We start from the raw sequence: 16,139 nt of genomic DNA, 5'->3' as shown, positions 1-16,139 counted from the left end.
CCTAAAGCTTTGCTCTAATTCTGTTGTTCGTTGTCGAGATATTGCTCAAGCCCGTCGAGCCGCGCCTCCCAGACGGATCGGCGGTCGCGAAGCCATCCCTCCACCGTCTCCAGCGCGTTCCGGCGCAGATGGCAGGTGCGCACGCGACCGGTCTTTTCCGTGGTGATGATGGCGCCGTCTTCGAGCACGCGCAGATGCTGCATGAAGGACGGCAGCGCCATCTTGAACGGCTGCGCCAGTTCGCCCACCGTGGCCGGGCCGCCGGCGAGGCGCTCGACCACGGCCCGCCGCGTCGGGTCGGCGAGCGCATGGAAGAAAGTGTCGATCCGTGTCTGATAGTTAGGCATAAACCTAACTTTATAGAGATGCTGGAACGCCGTCAATATTACTTAGGTAAAAAACTTAGTGTCGGAGAGGCGGATGCCCATGGAGATTTGTTCGCCCATGTCCTATATGGGGAACGGCATTTGAAAAAGGTCCGGCGATGATCACGCTCCTGCCCGTCGAAAATTCCCACCGCGAAACGATTGCCGGCTGGCTGCACAGCGACCATGTGTCGAAATGGTGGGGCGATTCGGACGGACGGCTGGAACAGTTCGACGAGACGGGGCCGGACAATCACGCACTGATCGCGCGCGACGGAAGACCCGTCGGATATCTGCGCTGGGAGACCGTCGATCCGGATGCGCTGGCCTCGGTCGGGCTCACCGCTGTTCCGCCGCGGTCGGTCGATATCGACATCTTCATCGGTGCGACGGACGAGGCCGGAAAAGGTGCAGGGCCGTCAGCTCTGGAGCTTCTTTTTGCCCGCCTCGCCGAAACCACGGACGCACCGCTCGCGGGTCTGTGCACTTCGGTGGAAAATACGCGCGCCCACAGCGCCTTCCGAAAGGCGGGCTGCGAAAGGCTCACGGATTTTGACGATCCGACCTACGGGCCCTGCCACGTTTTTGTACGCTATCTCAGGTGACGCCTTTCGAACGGCTGGTCTCGAACAGCCGCGCCACCTCGTTTGTGGTCATGACGTCGGCAAAATAGAGCGCGAGATTGATGAGGCTCGCAAGGTGCTCCTCATCGCTGCGGGTGCCGTTGGCGTCGGACACGAAAATGCTGTTGTAGTTGAGCTGCATGGCATCGCGCGTCGTCGTCTCGCAGCAGACATTGGTGAGCGTGCCGGTGACGATCAGCGTATCGCGGCCGGCCGCCTGCAGTTTTTCGTGCATTCCTGAAGAGCCTACGAACGCGCTGTGGCGCCGCTTGGCAATGCGCAGGTCCGCTTCATCGACGTCGAGGGATTTATGAAGCGCAAAGCCGTGGGATCCTTCCGCCGTAAGTTCGATGATCCTGTCGCGCGTCTCAGGCGCGGCGAGATTGCGGGCCCAAGAGCGCCACTCCCTGCCCGCCGTATGCTGCGTCCACACGACCATCGCGCCGTTATCACGGCAAAGGCGCGCCAGGCGGTTGATGTTGGGCACGATCTGCTGCAGCCCCGGAATTTCCATCGGCGAAAGGCCGGGCTCGAGAAACACATTCTGCATGTCGAGCACCAGCAGCGCCGTGCGGGCCGGATCGATGCGTTCGAAGAGATGCAGCCGGCCACGGCGGGCGATGATGCGGTCGATGTATTTCTTCGGGATTTCAGTCGGATGCATTATTCGCTTCCAGTTTTGCCGGGGCAACGGCGACGATGTGCCGGATATAGGCACGCTATGAGGGCAGAAATATCACGGCTGCGCACCGCTCATGCAGTGCCGCCATCCAGGCTCGAGCGTGATACAGGAAAATCGGGAACAAACCGCAACAATTCCCTGAAATTGGCCAGCCTGTCGTCGCTCATGCCGGCTCCGACGCCACTTTCTTCCGGTATCGCTATCTCGTAGTCTTTCTGAAAGGTTCCCTTGCCTTTGCCGGCCTCTTCATATCCGGGCAGTCGCATCGTCCACGCCACACCCTTCACCTGCATTTCAGCCGACGGCTCCAGCCACATTTCCGCATTTTTGCGCCTCGGGCGCTTTGTCGGGCGGGAATAACCGGGATCCTTGTTGGTGGTGCCGTCTCCAAGGTTATAGCCGGCCTTCACATAATCGCGCCAGTCAAGGCCCCCGAGCTCGTGGATCCAGTCACCGTCGATGGAAATACCGAGATCTTTCCAGCGGCGGGTAAAGCGCTGGTCTTCGCCTTCGGCCGGATCGTCACAATATTCGTTTTGCCTCATCCAGGCAGACCCGAACAAACGCCTGGTTCCTTTTTTCAACTTTACTGCGTTGTTGAAATGCTTCATGCGCCCCAGCGCCCTTTTGCGGAAAAGACGCTCGCCATGTTCGAAAAGCCAGGAGTTGTTGAATATGTAAAAATCGCCTTCGTTGTTCTGCCTGCCGCCGAGCTTGAACCCGGAGCCGCCCTTGCGGCCTCCGACGGTGGCGGGCTTTTCCAGCCAGTGATGATTGTCATAGATATAGAACCAGCCGGCCCGCTGAAGCTCGAAGGAGTAAGGTGCGTAGCAATTGTCGAACGTGTTGCTGCGCACCACCCAGTTCCAAGCATGGTCTTCCGGTTCGATACAGTTGTCCCTGATGCGCGCGAACCGGTTGTTTTCGATCAGAACATTCGAAGCAGACCGGCGGCCGTTATTGAAGCGCACCGCCATGCGGTCCTCATCGTCCGGCAGGTCGTCGACGCTGTTGAAGAAGTGAATTCCGTTGAACGCATCCGCAATGTCGCAGTCGCGTATCGTCACGTTTCCGGCGATGTTCCAGGCACGAAAGAAATCACCGTCGAACTGTCGCTGATCATCCTCGACCGAGACCTTCTCATCCGAATTTTCAAACGAGCCGTGGACCTGCTGCCACTTGATTTTGTCCCACAAACGGCGTTTGTCGGTCTGATTGAAGGTACACCCTTCCACCCAAATGTCGCGGGTATCAATCCCGTTGGCGCCGATCGCGACCGTGCAGGCACCGAAGGTACAATCCAGCACGGCAATATTCTGGCAGTTGTCGAGGTTGAGGGCGGCGGGCCAGCATTTATCGAAATTCAAGCCTATCAGGACGACAAACTGACAGTTGGAAAGGGTGAGCGCGGCCTGATCCGACACCTGTCCGACGCTCGGATAAAAGCCGTTTTCCTGGCGCAGTTGCGCAATCCTGTTCGACGCGGTGTGAGCCGGGATTCCGAATGTATTGACGCTGATTGTGGATTTGCACGTGACGACGACGGGCCGGTCATAGGTGCCGCGCAGGTGGGTAATGACAATGGGCTCGCCGGGGTCGATCTTCAACGCTTCAATTTCGATGTGTCTGAGCTTTTTGCCGGCCATGCCACCCCCCGATCCCCGAAATAAATTCAATCTATTCAACGGACGTGCAAAGACTGTTGGATTTCCCACCGAACCCGGCGCGCAACTCTGTAACCGGAGCCCGGACTGCAACTTTGGCATTCAATATAAGCCGTTGACAACCCTGACCGGTATTTTCATACAAATCCGCCCCTTTTTTTGCGCAGTATTTCCGGTTGGCGGAGCCTTGCTTGCGGCTGACCCGAACAGGATCGCCCGTTTCTCGTGAAATGATTTTGCCGCTGTGATGAAGGACTCAACAGATCATTCCTTGTTTATGGTATGAGGTGAAAAAACCCGGTCAATCAAACCTGCCGGTGCTTGATCCTGGCCACCGGGGCGCCCTATTTGCGCACTCGACCGCAACACACGCAACGAGATGAGATTAATGTCCAATAGCAATGCTTACGAACCGCCCAAAGTCTGGACCTGGGACGAGGAAAACGGCGGCAACTGGTCGTCGATCAATCGCCCGATCGCCGGGCCGACCCATGAAAAGGTGCTGCCGCGCGGCAAACATCCGCTGCAGCTTTATTCGCTCGCCACGCCCAACGGCGTGAAGGTAACGATCCTGCTGGAGGAGCTTCTGGCGCTTGGAGAGCAAGGCGCCGAGTACAACGCGCATCTCGTCAAGATCGGCGACGGCGATCAGTTTTCCAGCGGCTTCGTCGATTTGAACCCGAATTCGAAAATCCCTGTGCTGCTCGACACCGAGACCGGCAGCAGGGTGTTCGAATCCGGCGCGATCCTCTTGTATCTTGCCGACAAGTTCGGACATTTTTTGCCGAAAGACATAGCCGGGCGCACGGAAACGCTGAACTGGCTGTTCTGGCTGCAGGGTTCGGCGCCCTATCTCGGCGGCGGTTTCGGGCATTTCTACGCCTACGCGCCGGAAAAACTGGAATACCCGATCAACCGCTTCGCCATGGAAGCAAAGCGCCAGCTTGATGTGCTGGATCGGCAACTGGCCGATAACCGGTTCATCGGCGGCGACGACTACACCATCGCCGACATGGCCATCTGGCCGTGGTACGGCAATCTTGTCCTCGGCAAGGTCTACGAGGCCGGCGAGTTCCTGGATGTGGAAAGCTACAAGAACCTGCGCCGCTGGGCCGAAGAGATCGGGACCCGCCCCACCGTTCAACGCGGACGCATGGTCAACCGCGCCTTTGGCGAGCCGCACGAGCAACTGCACGAACGCCACGATGCCTCGGATTTCGAGCTGCGGACGCAGGACAAGCTGGAGCCCGCGGAAGAGGCGAGCTGAGACGGAGAAGCGCGCCGGGAATTAGCCGGCATAAAGGGGGCGGCCGCGTGGACGCCCCGGCTGCGCTGATATAGTCTCGGGCCTCAGATAAAGCGGTGGAGATTCAAATGCGTCGACTGATCCTGCTGGTGATTTCTCACGGGGTGGTGCTCGTAATCGGCTTCGGGCTCGGGGTTTATTTCCTACCGATTTTGACCGCGCCCGAGGCGCCCGATGCGGCGGTGCTTCAGCAAAAGGCGCAGGCCGCGCAGTTCTCGGCGAACTTTACCCGCGACTTGAAAGGCAGCGATTTCCTGCACTGGGGCGAAGGTAAGATCAGCCTGACGCCGACCCAGATCATCCATGAAGGCCGCCTCGCGCCCGGCCCTGATTACAAGGTCTACCTCGTCAGCGAGTTCGTCGAAGACGAGGACGCATTCCTTCCCTTAAAGGACCAGTCAAAACTCATCGGTGACGTAAAGACCTTCGAGGGCTTCATCCTCGACGTTCCGGAGGGTGTGGATATTGCGCAGTACGACACGGTGCTTGTGTGGTGCGAGACGTTCGGCGAGTTCATCACGGCGGCGAAGTATCGCTGAGGGGGGCGCCGCGATACGAGCGCGCATGACCGGAAGGAGGGAACGGCATGAAACCGTCACGCATACTGCTCATCACCATCCTGGCGACTGCAGCCTTTTATATCTACAGCTTTGTTGCGCTCGGCAGCGGATTCCCGACCATCGATTCGAGCGGCCAGGAAGTGGTCGACTGGTTCACCAACAATGGCGGCAAGGCCAGGACCTACGCGTGGACGGCGGCGTTTATCTCGCTGGGGCTTGCCATTTTCGCCGGGCAGATCGCGGCCCTGCTTCCGAAGCCCCACCGCTATATCTTTTTTGCGGGCGTGCTCGGCTTTGCCATCACCGTGCAGGTACAGGCCTGGATCTGGGCCGGGCTGGCGTTCCATCCGCAGGGGCTCGATCCGGCCGCCGCCCGCACCATCTTCGACATCGCCGCCTTCTGGGGTCCGCTGGTCAACGGATCGACCATGACGATGGCGGCGCCCGTCATGGTTCTCGGCCTTGGCGCGTCGCCGCTCATTCCGCGCTGGCTCACGGGGCTGAGCGCCGTCTTTTTGTTCGAACAGGCCATCGAGACCGTCACCGTTTTCGGCCAGAGCGGCTTTCTCGCGCCGGGCGGCACCATGAATGTCTATCTCGGCGGGGTGCTCGGGTTCCTGTGGGTCGGCGGGCTGGTGCGCTGGGCGATGCAGCGGATGGACGGGGCGGCCCTGCCGAAGACCTGACCGTAGCGTCACGATTGTCCGCTATAATAGGTTCGGCGAGCAAACTTGAACCATGACCCCTCAACATTTGGAGCGGAGCCTTGGACGACCCGAAACACAAAATCCGCGGCTACCGCCGTTTTCAAAAGTGGCCGACCGGCCGGCAGGCGCTGATCGTCGGCGTCCTCTTTATTATTCTGTTGCTGATCGGCGTGATCACGCAAGCGCTGGGCCTGTGGCCGGAAAGCTGGAACACAACGTTCGACGGGACCGGGGAATAGATCCCGGCAAAACTGCCAATCAGCCCTTTGTGCCAAGTGGAAACTTCCAGATATTGCGGATGTCCAGCTGGTTTCTTGCGGCGGCGAAGTATCGTTGGGGGGTGCTGTTTCTGTGAATTTAGGAATGAACCTTTTAAGTTGTATATCGTAATATCTACGTGTTTAAGGTGTGATTGTTCAGTGCCGATACAAGCAAGCTCATTCTCCACCTCAATTGTGGTTTATAACCTGCTACCGCATTCTCGTAATAGCAAAATCTGCCTAAATACCTGCTACTCGAAATCAATAATCTTTAGATACTAGAGTGTTTACTGTGGGCAACTTGACAAATTGGGAACCCAAAAGGACAATACAACTAATTGGGGTCCTGCAATGAATAGGTTTCTCGCATTACTAGTAGCATTCTTTTCCGTTTACGAAGCGGTAGCTTCTGACCACACTTGGAGGCAGGCCTGTCTTGCAGAATCAGCAAATAATTTCAAACCATATTCTCCTTCAGATGTATCCCGTTCGTCAGATAATGAGAGTGGCATCTCACATGATCGCGCAGAAATCGACAGGTTGAACATTCTCTATCCATTAGATGTTTATGTTGGGTACACGTCGGAAGGAACCCAATTCACTTATTGTATGCGCTTCGAAATACATAATGCAGGGAACAGTGATGTTGACGGTGTTCGGTGGCCTTTTGCTGGTTTAAGTTTCGGACTGCTTTCGGCTCAAGGTAAACAGCGTGATAAACGAAGCCTGACTGGAAACTACCATAGCAACCCTTATCCTGATCCATATCCCTCTGACATCGTAGCCTTTGCAAACACTCCTGACGAAATTATCTCTTACATGCCTAGGGCTGCCAGTTTTACCAAACCCCAACAGACACCAACGGGATCGCGTTCTAGCTTGCAATATCGTTTCAAGCCAAGCGATCTTGAGGCTGCGATTGCAAAGGCCGTAGGAGACGTGGCAGCCGTTCAACCAGAGCGGACGGTCAATATATTCAAAGGACTAGCTCTCACCGATGCGTCATTTGAGCCCGAAGAAATTGTGCGGGTACTTTCGCTGGGCGACGGTACAATATTAAAAACATCTACCCGTGTATCGGGCACGGATGGAAACCAGATCCGTATTACGAATTCCGTACAGGTGGCAAGCGATACAGCAGGCAAAGAGATGCGTATCAATGCGCCATATTTGATGGCACTGCTGAAACTTGGCGGCGGTGATGACGTTAACTCGGTATCTGAAGGCTACAAGGATGTTGTCGCCTACTCTGCATCCTGGGAAGATAGTTGGATAACGGTAAAGAGCAGCGTGGAGAGTGCTTTAGGGACAAGTCAGAGTTATCAACTACTTACAGATCAGGTGAACATTCTCCCCATCATTGCACACCCGGTCGCGATTGCAACCGGTGATGGTGTCGACTGCATGCTGGTCCCCGCATATGCACCAGCGCCGATTAGATTTTCGCTCGATGACTGTCCAAACTAGAGATGACCGGAAACGATCAAAACGGAAACGATCAAAACGGTGGCCTTTTCGGTGCTTTCGCTGGAATTGTCGCGCAAGCGATTATTGATCTGATTGTTATTGTCGGCGGCTATTTTGCGCTGGAAAACGGCGTCATTGATGACCCGTTCTTTGGTGCGTATTGGTGGGGTGAATATAAGGAGTGGACAATATTATTTGTATTAGCTCTTGTCGCTGGGTCTGCGATAAGTATTTATCTTTATTGTCTTCTGCCACTTGTGCCTGCCGGACTGGCAGCATTTGTGTTTATTTATTTTTATGAAAATGCCGATTGCACGGAATTTGGAAGCTGCAACCTCTATGCATTTTTAGGTTTTGGCTGCCTGATCGCATTTCTCATTCCCGTATTGGTGTGCCTTGGACTAGCATTAATTCGCAAACTGGCGTGAAAGGGTTTTTGCAGTTGCAATTTGTTGGATCCCTTTAAACTTAACCGCAGTTAAGCTTGTGCGCGTGATGCACAATTATCTGTCTCCGGCGCGGGCGAGATCCGCCTCCTTACAAATTGGGGTTTGGCAAACAGTGGCCGTAATTCAAAATCAGCGTGACGCCGACCCAGGTCATCCACGAAGGACGCCTCGCGCCGGAGCCCCGATTACAAGCTCTACCTCGTCAGCGAATTCGTCGAAGACGAGCACGGCTTCTTCCCCTTGAAAAATAAGGCAAGGCTGATCGGCGACGCGAAGACCTTCGAGGGTTTTATCCTCCACGTTCCTGACAGCGTCGATCTCGCGCAGTACGGCACGGTGCTTGAGCGGTGCGAAACGTTCGGGGAATTCATTTCGGCGGCGAAGGTTCGTTGAGCTATATGGTACGATTACGATAGCGGGACATGGAGAGTTGAGGCGCCGGTGAACAACACCACGAAAAGAAAACTGTTCACGGTGATTATCGGGACACTCAGCTTTGTCCTGGTCGGGGTCGTTGCCGGCATTGCGATTGGAGCGCCGGTTTCCAACGCGGTGATCCTCGCCACCTGGATCGGCCTCGGCGTCAGCCTGTTCGAGGTTCTTTACATACAGGCGCCGCTCGGGATTGCCTTTCGCAAGCTCAGCCCGCTGAAACATGCCGTGCTTTATGCGGGTCTCATCCTTATCTTGTACGTGACGGGTCTTGCGTTCCTCGTGCTTTATTTCGCGCCGCCCTCCACGGCGGAGGCGATCATCGCGCGCATCCCGATCACGCTGCCGGTGGTTTTCCTCATTTCCGTCACCATCATGCTGGTCCTGCGCGTCGTCAGTTTCATCGGCGGGAAAAACCTGCTGCACCTTTTGACCGGCCGCTATCAGCGGCCCTTGCAGGAAAACCGGGCCTTTCTCTTTATCGACCTCAAAGGTTCGACGAAAATCACCGAGAAACTCGGCGTGGTCCGCGCCCGCGAATTCATCAGCGAGTTCATTTTCGATGTATCGAAAGCCGTCACCGACAACCGGGGCGACATCTACAAGTTCATGGGAGACGGCATCGTTGCGGTGTGGCGGCACGATGATAGGTCGAGCATATCGGACGCCGTTTCGGCGGTGCTGGATGCGCGCAAGGCACTCGCAAGACGGTCAAAACACTATCGCGAAATCTATGGCTACGAAGCCGAGTTCCGCGCCGGCCTGCATGCCGGCGTGGTGATTGCCAGCGAACAGGGAGACCTTCGCCGGTCGATCGAATTCAACGGCGATCACATCAATATCGCTGCCCGGCTTGAGCAAAAGGCGAAGGAACACGACCTGCCCCTGGTCTTTTCCGAAGCGGTTGCGGAAGAACTTGCCGGCTCCGGCTTCGAAGCCGAGAGTTTTGGGCAAGAAACGGTCAAGGGCTACTCAAAGCCCATCAGGCTGTTCAAGCTGAAGCAGGCGTGAAGCTGGCGGCTGCGGCCGGTCTCGCGAACGCGACTGCGATTGGGTGCTATCGGCTCTACAAAGTGCCTCGCCCATGGGAATTGGGGATTTGGTAAACTGTCACCGTAATCCCCGTAATCTATTTATTCCAGCGTTACGGCAACGCGGAAGCCCCCGACATTGGAGCGGCCATTGTCGCCGGCGTCAGGCCCCTCGACGCCGCCTGCCTCGGGAACGTACCCGTAGAATAGCCGCTCGGCCGCGCGCATGGAAACGAACATGTGCTCGTAATCGCCGCCGCGCGCCACCCACAGAGAACAATCCGGTTCGGTCCATGGCGAACCGTCAGCGGGCGCGCCATTATAGCTTTCATGCCAACAATCCGCTGTCAGTTCCTGAACATTTCCGGCAATATCGTGAATGCCCCAGGCGTTCGGTTTGTAGGAACCTACCGGCGCGGTCCATTCATGTCTTGCCTGTTCGGCGCAGGGGGCGGCGATACCCGCCTGATAGCCTGAACGCTTGTCGCCAAAATTCGCATAGTCGCAAGCTTCGGCGAAATCATTGCCCCAGAAGCCGATCGTCCGGGTTCCCGCGCGCGCCGCATATTCCCATTCCGCTTCACTGGGCAGACGATATTCTCTGCCGGTCTTTGCACTCAGCCAATCAAGGTAACCTGCAATCTCCAGGCGCGACACGCAGACAGCCGGTTGTTCCGGGCTGACCGGCAATCCGGGCTGCGCATAAGAGCCATCGGTGATGTAGACAAGGTAGGGTCCGAATTCACCGCCGGTATCCCCGGGGTGCCGCGTGCCGGTAAACTTCAGCGCGTTCGGTCCCTGTTCGATCAGCCTTATGGCGCAGACGCCGCCGGTCCGGTCTCCGGTCTCTCGCACATAGGCGTCGAACTGCGCGGTGGTGACCTCATATTTGCCGATCGCAAACCGGTAACCAATATTGACTTCATGCGCAGGAAGATCGGCGGGCACGGCTCCGATGAACGGATGCTTCCGCTCCTCGGGGGTAAGGCCCATGGTGAAGGTTCCGGCCGGCAACGCCACCATTTCGGGACATTGCTCGCAGTCACTGAAAGTCTCGCCAGGTTGCTGAGCTGGGGAAATCGTGACGGAGATCGCCAGCGCCGCCGCAGAAAATCCGCCAATCGCGAAACGGCGCACAACCGGTTGCACCAACACGCGTGCTTTCAGTGCCTTGACCAGCATTGGGCGTATATCTCCTCTGGCAAACAACGGAAAGATCAGACTAGCAGCCGCCTGCTTCAATTGAAAGCCGTTGGATTCTAGTAACGATGTCACACAGTGAAGTTCCCCCGGCTAAACGGACACATTTATATTTACGGTGACGGTTTACCAAATCCCTTTTTACTTGACCCGCAGTCAAGCTTGCGCACGTGATGCACAATCATCTGCCTCCGGCATGGGTGAGATTCATTTCCTCGCAATTTGGGGATTTAGTAAACTGTCACCGTAATTACTAGCCGTTGGCAAGCGCCACTTTAATATCTTCACCCATCTGGATAGCTTCAACCGCATGCTCAATGGGCACATTCTGTCCGTGAATTGCTGCGTTGCTTATATCGACAACGTAACGCATCGCGGAATCAAGATTAGCCAAATGCTCATTCTCACGAAGATATTCGCGCCACAGACCCGTAAGCGACAAAAATTTGGTGTCTCGCTTGCCACCCAAATTCGTGCTGCGACCAAGTTTCTTGCGAAGTTCTTGTTCAAGCTCCATTCGTGTTCTGGCCAACTCGAGATTTAATTCAGTAGGACCGACAGCCGTAGCTCGCTCTACCCGTGCGGACACAGCCGGACTGGGAACATCGCGCACGGTTTTTCCTAACTGCCGTTCCGCGTTTGCGGCATCGGTCAAGGAGGGAATATTGAAAACGTTATGGGTGGATTGGTTGTTCGATACGTTTGTTATAAGCGAATTCTGAATTTTGAGCAGATCTCGCGTCTCGGCTTTGAATTCTGATACATCTCTTTTAACTTCTTTAATTCTCGCTTCATACGAGAACAAGCCAGTTATACTGAGGCTCTTTGCAAACGGAAGCAAAAATAGTGCTATGCCTATCAGCAGAGCTATTCCGGCTGATCCCGAAAGATCAGGGGGATACGAGTATGCTAGGTTCGCAATTCCAAAAAAGTATGCAGACGCGATCCAACACACTGTGCGCAGTGTTTTAGTCATTCCTTCACCGACATTCATTCACGACATCCAAAGCCCGATTTATTGAATTGAAATTTTATTCAGCAAGTTCTTGAGTTCCATCCATCTGTCGAACTCATTCAACATTTCTGAAAGTACAAGTTATTTATTGAGGGATCTTTCGTGGTGTCCTTGGAGCACATTTTATACACGCCTTTTGATAAGAGAAATGGTACTACGGTGATAGCGTACAAAATACCTTCTCACATTACCCGCAGTTGAACTTGCACACGTGATGCACAATTTTTTGTTTCCGGCGTGAGCAATATCAATCTCACTAGAAATTAGGGATTTAGTACGCTTTCACCGTAGTCAACCCCAATCCAGAAGTTGTTATTGATCACTCTTTTGCGAACTCACATATGATCGTAACTTATCCAACAGATCCCCGGATTTCGTAGCGAATTTATTTCCAAGTGGAACAACAGAATCGCTTGCCAATCGTTCCTGGAAGAAGCGCCGAATCTGATTTTTTGTTGGGGATCTGGTGAGGTCTAGACTATCTCGGATAACATCTTTCGCCTCAGAATCCAGCAGATCCTCTATTTTTTTCAGATCAGGATCAAAATCCCGAAGCGTTACCAGCCGATCTGACTTTATTCCGAATTCTTCACAGTATCGTTCTCGCTCTGCTTCGCCCTTCGGATCGCCATCCAGAAGAAAAAGGAAATTGAGATTCCATCCGGCGTGCAAAGCAGCTAGGGCCCCAAATGTCCCGGCTCCAAGCCCAGGTAACAGCGCTAGGTCCGTAGCCCTAAGAAGTTTTTCTGCGTACCTCAGTACATAATAGTCCGATTTTCCTTCTAGAACGATCGAGTCTTTATGCATATCGAATTTCGATGGAATCACCGCCAAACGATCCAACACCGGTTGAAAATAGCTGGTTTGGCCTGGATGCGAATTGACGAAAGATCTGTAGGTGGCGACTTGAACGTCTAGTGACTCATCATCCAATGAGATTTCATCAAGCAGCGAAGACAACGGCGCATCCGACCGATTTGTGACAATAAAAGTCTGCTCAAGCCACTTCGGTTCAATCATATAGTGGCTATGGGTAGAATAGGCCAACAAATGTCCGTTCTGCGCAATCTCTGGAAAGCTCTCAATCAATTTTTGTTGTGCAGCCGCGTGAAGATTTGAGGCAGGTTCATCGAACAAAAATAGTAGCGGCGGCGAAGAGACACCCGCCCTGGCGACCCTAAACTGAGTAAACAGCATAAACGAGAAAAACCAGCGGAATCCCAATGATCTGTCATTGACATCGTACCTTCTGGTCCCGTCTTTTATTTGAAATTTGACCCTTACATCGTGTTCGTCTGTTTTGGACTTATTACCCGCCTCATCGATGATTTCACCCTCGACGATGTCGTACGAAATCGAAACCTCTTTTCCCTTTGTGTCCTCTCCAAAAATTCTGTTCCATCGGCCAAACACCAAGTTTGTCACTGCGGCGCTCGCTCGATCCATGACCTGTTGGATTTTGTCACGATCATCATTATCATTCCAAATGGACCAAAACAGAGGCCAAGATTTAATCAGCGACGGTTGCCTAACCCGCCGCACAATATCCTTTCCAATAGTCTGTCCTCGACCATCAAAGTCCAAAATATCCTGAAAAGTTCGCCGATAGAATTTGTCCACCAAGCCGCCGCGCTCCGTGAGGAACACAGTTTTCGGAAAATCGAATACAAAAGTAGGAAAATATGCGATACGTGGCACATGCTCATAAACTGCGTCGCGCACAGCAAGGCGTTCGTCTTTGTTTTCCGGATCTCGCCAATTTCTTTGTTTCGGCCTTTTGATCTGACATTTAGTTCTTAGAGTGAAGTAGGTCGCGCTAAAATCGCCATTCTTAAACTCCTGCTGGCGCTCCAAGCGCAGTTGATCCGGGATTGTTTCTATTCTCAGATCGAGGTCGCTGTTTGCTTTAAGCGTAGCCGCTATCCGTTTCTTATCAGCTAAATCCAACTCTACCACAGCGGTTACTGAAACATCTCCAGTAAATTCTGAAAGTAGATGTCTTGGAACTCGTTCACCAAAGGGCACGCCAAGCCCTTCTTCTCCACCTAGAAGCTCACTCGTTGCTTCATCAGGGGCGAAACTATGAATAGCCTCCAGAACTGTTGTTTTGCCGCTCTCGTTCAGCCCAACAAACGCGAACACACTTGCCCCGGCCACGGACTTCAGCGGAACGATTGTGTCTTTGATGCCTTTGAAATTGCGAATTCGGAATGAGATGAAGCGCATAGTATTATCCATACAGAAAGCAAATTCGCATATTTAGAGCACTCAACTAGAAGTTATGCAATGCAGCTCAATCTTGATATTATTGAGAGTCCGCTATCCGTACTGTCCGGTCAGTTAGTTGCATCGCCGCGAATTACCGCTTCCCATTGCGACCCTCAATCGCATTACTGCAAAGTCCGCACCACCAACACCCCTACCCCGCATCCCCCGCAATCACCCCCAAAAACACCGCACCATATTCGCTGAGCTTCTTCGGCCCGACGCCGTTGATGTCGGCGAGCGCGTCCAGATCGACGGGCCGCACCTGCGCCATCTCGATCAGCGTCGCGTCGGGAAAGACCACATAGGCGGGCACGTTCTTTTCGCGGGCGAGGTCGAGCCGCAGGGCCTTGAGCTTCGTCAGCAGTTCGTCGTCGGCGGCGGAAAGATCCGAGGCGGGGCCTGCCCGCTTTTTCTTGCGCCCGGCTTTTGCTGTTTCCCGGATCTCGCGGAACTCGAAATCGCGCTTGCCGCGTAATATTTCGCCGCCCTCTTCCGTGATTTCGAGGCAGCCGTATTTCTGGATGTTGATCGACAGGATGCCGCCGGCGACCATCTGCCGCACGAAGGCCTGCCAGTATTGTTTGGAAAAATCCTTGCCGACGCCGAAAGTGGGCAGTTGATCGTGGCCGCGCTCGAATATTTTGGCCGTCTCGGCGCCGCGCACCACGTCGATGACATGGGCAGCGCCGAAGACCTGTCCGGTGCGATAGACGGCGGAAAGGATCATCTGCGCGTGGCGGGTGCCGTCGATGCGCTTCGGCGGGTTGAGGCAATTGTCGCAATTGCCGCAGGGTCCGGTCTCCTCGTCGAAATAGGCGAGCAGCACCTTGCGGCGGCAGGTCGCCGCCTCGCAATAGGCAAGCAGGGAATCGAGCCGCTTGTGCTCGCGCAGCTTGTGGGCGTCGTCCTCGCCGTCCTGGTCGATGAACATGCGGCGCATGCGGATATCGTCGAGGCCGTAGAGCATCAGCGTTTCGGCCGGCGCGCCGTCGCGCCCCGCGCGGCCGATCTCCTGGTAATAGGCCTCGACGCTGCCCGGCAGGTTGAGGTGGCAGACAAAGCGGATATCGGGCTTGTCGATGCCCATGCCGAAGGCGATGGTGGCGACCATGACGACGGCGCTTTCGCTCATGAAGCGGTCCTGGTTTCGCTTGCGCAGTTCCGCATCCTGCCCGGCGTGATAGGCGATGGCGTTGTGGCCCTCGCCGTTCAAAAAGGCGGCGACTTCTTCCGTATATTTGCGCGACAGGCAATAGACGATGCCGGACTGGCCGTCCTTGTCCTCCAAAAAGGCGGTGAGCTGGCGGCGCCAATTGTCCTTCGGCCCGACCGCGAGGCGCAGATTGGGCCGGTCGAAGCCCTGCACGATCGTCGTGCCTTCGCCGGGAAAGAGTTTGCGCTCAATGTCCTGGCGCGTCGCCTCGTCCGCCGTCGCCGTGAACGCGCCGAAGGTGGTTTGCGGAAACCGCTCCTTCAGCCGCGACAGCATCTCGTATTCCGGCCGGAAGCTGACGCCCCATTTGGAAACGCAATGGGCCTCGTCGATGACGAACATCGATACCGAAAGGCCGGACAGCGCGTCGAGCATGCGCACGGTCATCAGCCGCTCCGGCGACAGGTAGACGATTTTCGCGCGGCCCGCCTGGACATCGTTCCAGGCATCGACCTGATCGTCGCGGCCCATGCTTGAGTGGATGCTGACGGCATTGACGCCGTTGGCGCGCAGCGCCGCCACCTGATCGTCCATCAGCGCGACCAGCGGCGAAACCACCACGGTGACGCCGTCCGACAGGATCGCCGGGATCTGGTAGCACAGCGACTTGCCGCCGCCCGTCGGCATGACGGCAAGCACGTGCTCACCGCTCATGAGATGGTCGATGATGCGTTCCTGTCCGGGCCTGAATTCGTGATAGCCGAATGTATTTTGCAGCACGTCGGCCGGATCGGCATCGGTTTCAACCAGGGGGATGTCGTGCTGGGCGTCCATGCGGCTCTCTGCTTGTTCGAGAATCACCGGCGAGTATGAAGCATGCGCCGCTAAATAGAAGACGCATTCGGGGTCAAAAATCGTGATAATGTGCGCCGGCATAGCAAGCAGATGCCGCAAGCA

General features: G+C 55.3%; 15 protein-coding genes and 1 pseudogene. 9 read left to right on the top strand and 7 right to left on the bottom strand.

The genetic code is table 11. From position 1 onward, the window contains the following. Positions 1 to 14: 14 nt before the first annotated feature. Positions 15 to 347 carry an ArsR/SmtB family transcription factor gene (locus tag ABVT35_RS02405; RefSeq protein ID WP_368464676.1) on the bottom strand — a complete coding sequence of 111 codons (333 nt, stop codon included), beginning with the start codon at positions 345 to 347 and terminating at the stop codon, positions 15 to 17. Between the two features lie 137 nt (positions 348 to 484). Between ABVT35_RS02405 and ABVT35_RS02400 the strand changes: the two genes are divergently transcribed. Further along, positions 485 to 970, top strand: a complete 486-nt coding sequence (locus tag ABVT35_RS02400) for a GNAT family N-acetyltransferase (protein ID WP_368464675.1) — start codon at positions 485 to 487, stop codon at positions 968 to 970. Here ABVT35_RS02400 and ABVT35_RS02395 read toward each other — a convergent pair. After that, entirely contained in the window at positions 963 to 1,652 is a 690-nt protein-coding gene (locus ABVT35_RS02395) for an isochorismatase family protein (RefSeq protein ID WP_368464674.1), read from the bottom strand. The genes ABVT35_RS02400 and ABVT35_RS02395 overlap by 8 nt on opposite strands. An 89-nt stretch (positions 1,653 to 1,741) precedes the next feature. Beyond that, entirely contained in the window at positions 1,742 to 3,316 is a 1,575-nt protein-coding gene (locus ABVT35_RS02390) for a right-handed parallel beta-helix repeat-containing protein (protein ID WP_368464673.1), read from the bottom strand. 406 nt (positions 3,317 to 3,722) lie between these two features. On the opposite strand from ABVT35_RS02390, the gene yghU reads away from it, so the two are divergent. The 8 genes and pseudogenes from yghU (at position 3,723) to ABVT35_RS02350 (ending at position 9,526) form a co-directional block, all read left to right on the top strand. Further along, positions 3,723 to 4,601 carry a glutathione-dependent disulfide-bond oxidoreductase gene (gene yghU / locus ABVT35_RS02385; protein ID WP_368464672.1) on the top strand — a complete coding sequence of 293 codons (879 nt, stop codon included), beginning with the start codon at positions 3,723 to 3,725 and terminating at the stop codon, positions 4,599 to 4,601. 107 nt (positions 4,602 to 4,708) lie between these two features. Further along, positions 4,709 to 5,179: a DM13 domain-containing protein gene (locus tag ABVT35_RS02380; RefSeq protein ID WP_368464671.1), complete on the top strand. Its 471-nt coding sequence runs from the start codon at positions 4,709 to 4,711 to the stop codon at positions 5,177 to 5,179. Between the two features lie 47 nt (positions 5,180 to 5,226). Continuing rightward, entirely contained in the window at positions 5,227 to 5,886 is a 660-nt protein-coding gene (locus ABVT35_RS02375; protein WP_368464670.1) for a hypothetical protein, read from the top strand. An 80-nt stretch (positions 5,887 to 5,966) separates the two neighbouring features. After that, positions 5,967 to 6,146, top strand: coding sequence for a hypothetical protein (locus ABVT35_RS02370; protein WP_368464669.1), 180 nt, complete (start codon positions 5,967 to 5,969; stop codon positions 6,144 to 6,146). 372 nt (positions 6,147 to 6,518) lie between these two features. Next, positions 6,519 to 7,634 carry a hypothetical protein gene (locus ABVT35_RS02365; protein ID WP_368464668.1) on the top strand — a complete coding sequence of 372 codons (1,116 nt, stop codon included), beginning with the start codon at positions 6,519 to 6,521 and terminating at the stop codon, positions 7,632 to 7,634. A 2-nt stretch (positions 7,635 to 7,636) separates the two neighbouring features. After that, positions 7,637 to 8,062 (top strand): hypothetical protein, encoded by a 426-nt coding sequence (locus ABVT35_RS02360; RefSeq protein ID WP_368464667.1) that lies wholly within the window; start codon positions 7,637 to 7,639, stop codon positions 8,060 to 8,062. A 255-nt stretch (positions 8,063 to 8,317) separates the two neighbouring features. Then, positions 8,318 to 8,476, top strand: a pseudogene (locus ABVT35_RS02355) (hypothetical protein); the annotation flags it as partial. A 48-nt stretch (positions 8,477 to 8,524) separates the two neighbouring features. After that, positions 8,525 to 9,526 (top strand): adenylate/guanylate cyclase domain-containing protein, encoded by a 1,002-nt coding sequence (locus tag ABVT35_RS02350; protein ID WP_368464666.1) that lies wholly within the window; start codon positions 8,525 to 8,527, stop codon positions 9,524 to 9,526. Positions 9,527 to 9,648: 122 nt separating this feature from the next. On the opposite strand, the gene ABVT35_RS02345 is transcribed toward ABVT35_RS02350, so the two are convergent. The 4 genes from ABVT35_RS02345 to recQ all read right to left on the bottom strand — a co-directional run bounded on the left by ABVT35_RS02345 (position 9,649) and on the right by recQ (position 16,016). After that, positions 9,649 to 10,728 (bottom strand): formylglycine-generating enzyme family protein, encoded by a 1,080-nt coding sequence (locus ABVT35_RS02345; RefSeq protein ID WP_368464665.1) that lies wholly within the window; start codon positions 10,726 to 10,728, stop codon positions 9,649 to 9,651. A 271-nt stretch (positions 10,729 to 10,999) separates the two neighbouring features. Beyond that, positions 11,000 to 11,740, bottom strand: coding sequence for a hypothetical protein (locus ABVT35_RS02340; protein WP_368464664.1), 741 nt, complete (start codon positions 11,738 to 11,740; stop codon positions 11,000 to 11,002). Positions 11,741 to 12,073: 333 nt separating this feature from the next. Further along, a complete protein-coding gene (locus ABVT35_RS02335; RefSeq protein ID WP_368464663.1) occupies positions 12,074 to 13,987 on the bottom strand; it encodes an AAA family ATPase in 1,914 nt (637 codons plus the stop codon). A gap of 193 nt (positions 13,988 to 14,180) precedes the next feature. Further along, on the bottom strand, positions 14,181 to 16,016 hold the full coding sequence (gene recQ / locus ABVT35_RS02330) for a DNA helicase RecQ (protein ID WP_368464662.1): 1,836 nt from the start codon (positions 16,014 to 16,016) through the stop codon (positions 14,181 to 14,183). Between the last annotated feature and the right edge of the window lie 123 nt (positions 16,017 to 16,139).

It is taken from the genome of Hoeflea sp. TYP-13 (assembly GCF_040932035.1).
Taxonomy (GTDB): domain Bacteria; phylum Pseudomonadota; class Alphaproteobacteria; order Rhizobiales; family Rhizobiaceae; genus Hoeflea_A.
Note: the sequence above shows the minus strand (reverse complement) of the source record. Positions and strands in the feature narration are given on the sequence as shown.

What these genes read in the sequence shown, in the direction of transcription:
- ABVT35_RS02375 (WP_368464670.1), top strand. Translation starts at nt 5,227, where the DNA reads ATGAAACCGTCACGCATACTGCTCATCACCATCCTGGCGACTGCAGCC.
- ABVT35_RS02405 (WP_368464676.1), bottom strand. Translation starts at nt 347, where the DNA reads ATGCCTAACTATCAGACACGGATCGACACTTTCTTCCATGCGCTCGCC.
- ABVT35_RS02345 (WP_368464665.1), bottom strand. Translation starts at nt 10,728, where the DNA reads ATGCTGGTCAAGGCACTGAAAGCACGCGTGTTGGTGCAACCGGTTGTG.
- recQ (WP_368464662.1), bottom strand. Translation starts at nt 16,016, where the DNA reads ATGGACGCCCAGCACGACATCCCCCTGGTTGAAACCGATGCCGATCCG.
- ABVT35_RS02365 (WP_368464668.1), top strand. Translation starts at nt 6,519, where the DNA reads ATGAATAGGTTTCTCGCATTACTAGTAGCATTCTTTTCCGTTTACGAA.
- ABVT35_RS02400 (WP_368464675.1), top strand. Translation starts at nt 485, where the DNA reads ATGATCACGCTCCTGCCCGTCGAAAATTCCCACCGCGAAACGATTGCC.
- ABVT35_RS02395 (WP_368464674.1), bottom strand. Translation starts at nt 1,652, where the DNA reads ATGCATCCGACTGAAATCCCGAAGAAATACATCGACCGCATCATCGCC.
- ABVT35_RS02340 (WP_368464664.1), bottom strand. Translation starts at nt 11,740, where the DNA reads ATGAATGTCGGTGAAGGAATGACTAAAACACTGCGCACAGTGTGTTGG.
- ABVT35_RS02390 (WP_368464673.1), bottom strand. Translation starts at nt 3,316, where the DNA reads ATGGCCGGCAAAAAGCTCAGACACATCGAAATTGAAGCGTTGAAGATC.
- ABVT35_RS02380 (WP_368464671.1), top strand. Translation starts at nt 4,709, where the DNA reads ATGCGTCGACTGATCCTGCTGGTGATTTCTCACGGGGTGGTGCTCGTA.
- ABVT35_RS02335 (WP_368464663.1), bottom strand. Translation starts at nt 13,987, where the DNA reads ATGCGCTTCATCTCATTCCGAATTCGCAATTTCAAAGGCATCAAAGAC.
- ABVT35_RS02360 (WP_368464667.1), top strand. Translation starts at nt 7,637, where the DNA reads ATGACCGGAAACGATCAAAACGGAAACGATCAAAACGGTGGCCTTTTC.
- yghU (WP_368464672.1), top strand. Translation starts at nt 3,723, where the DNA reads ATGTCCAATAGCAATGCTTACGAACCGCCCAAAGTCTGGACCTGGGAC.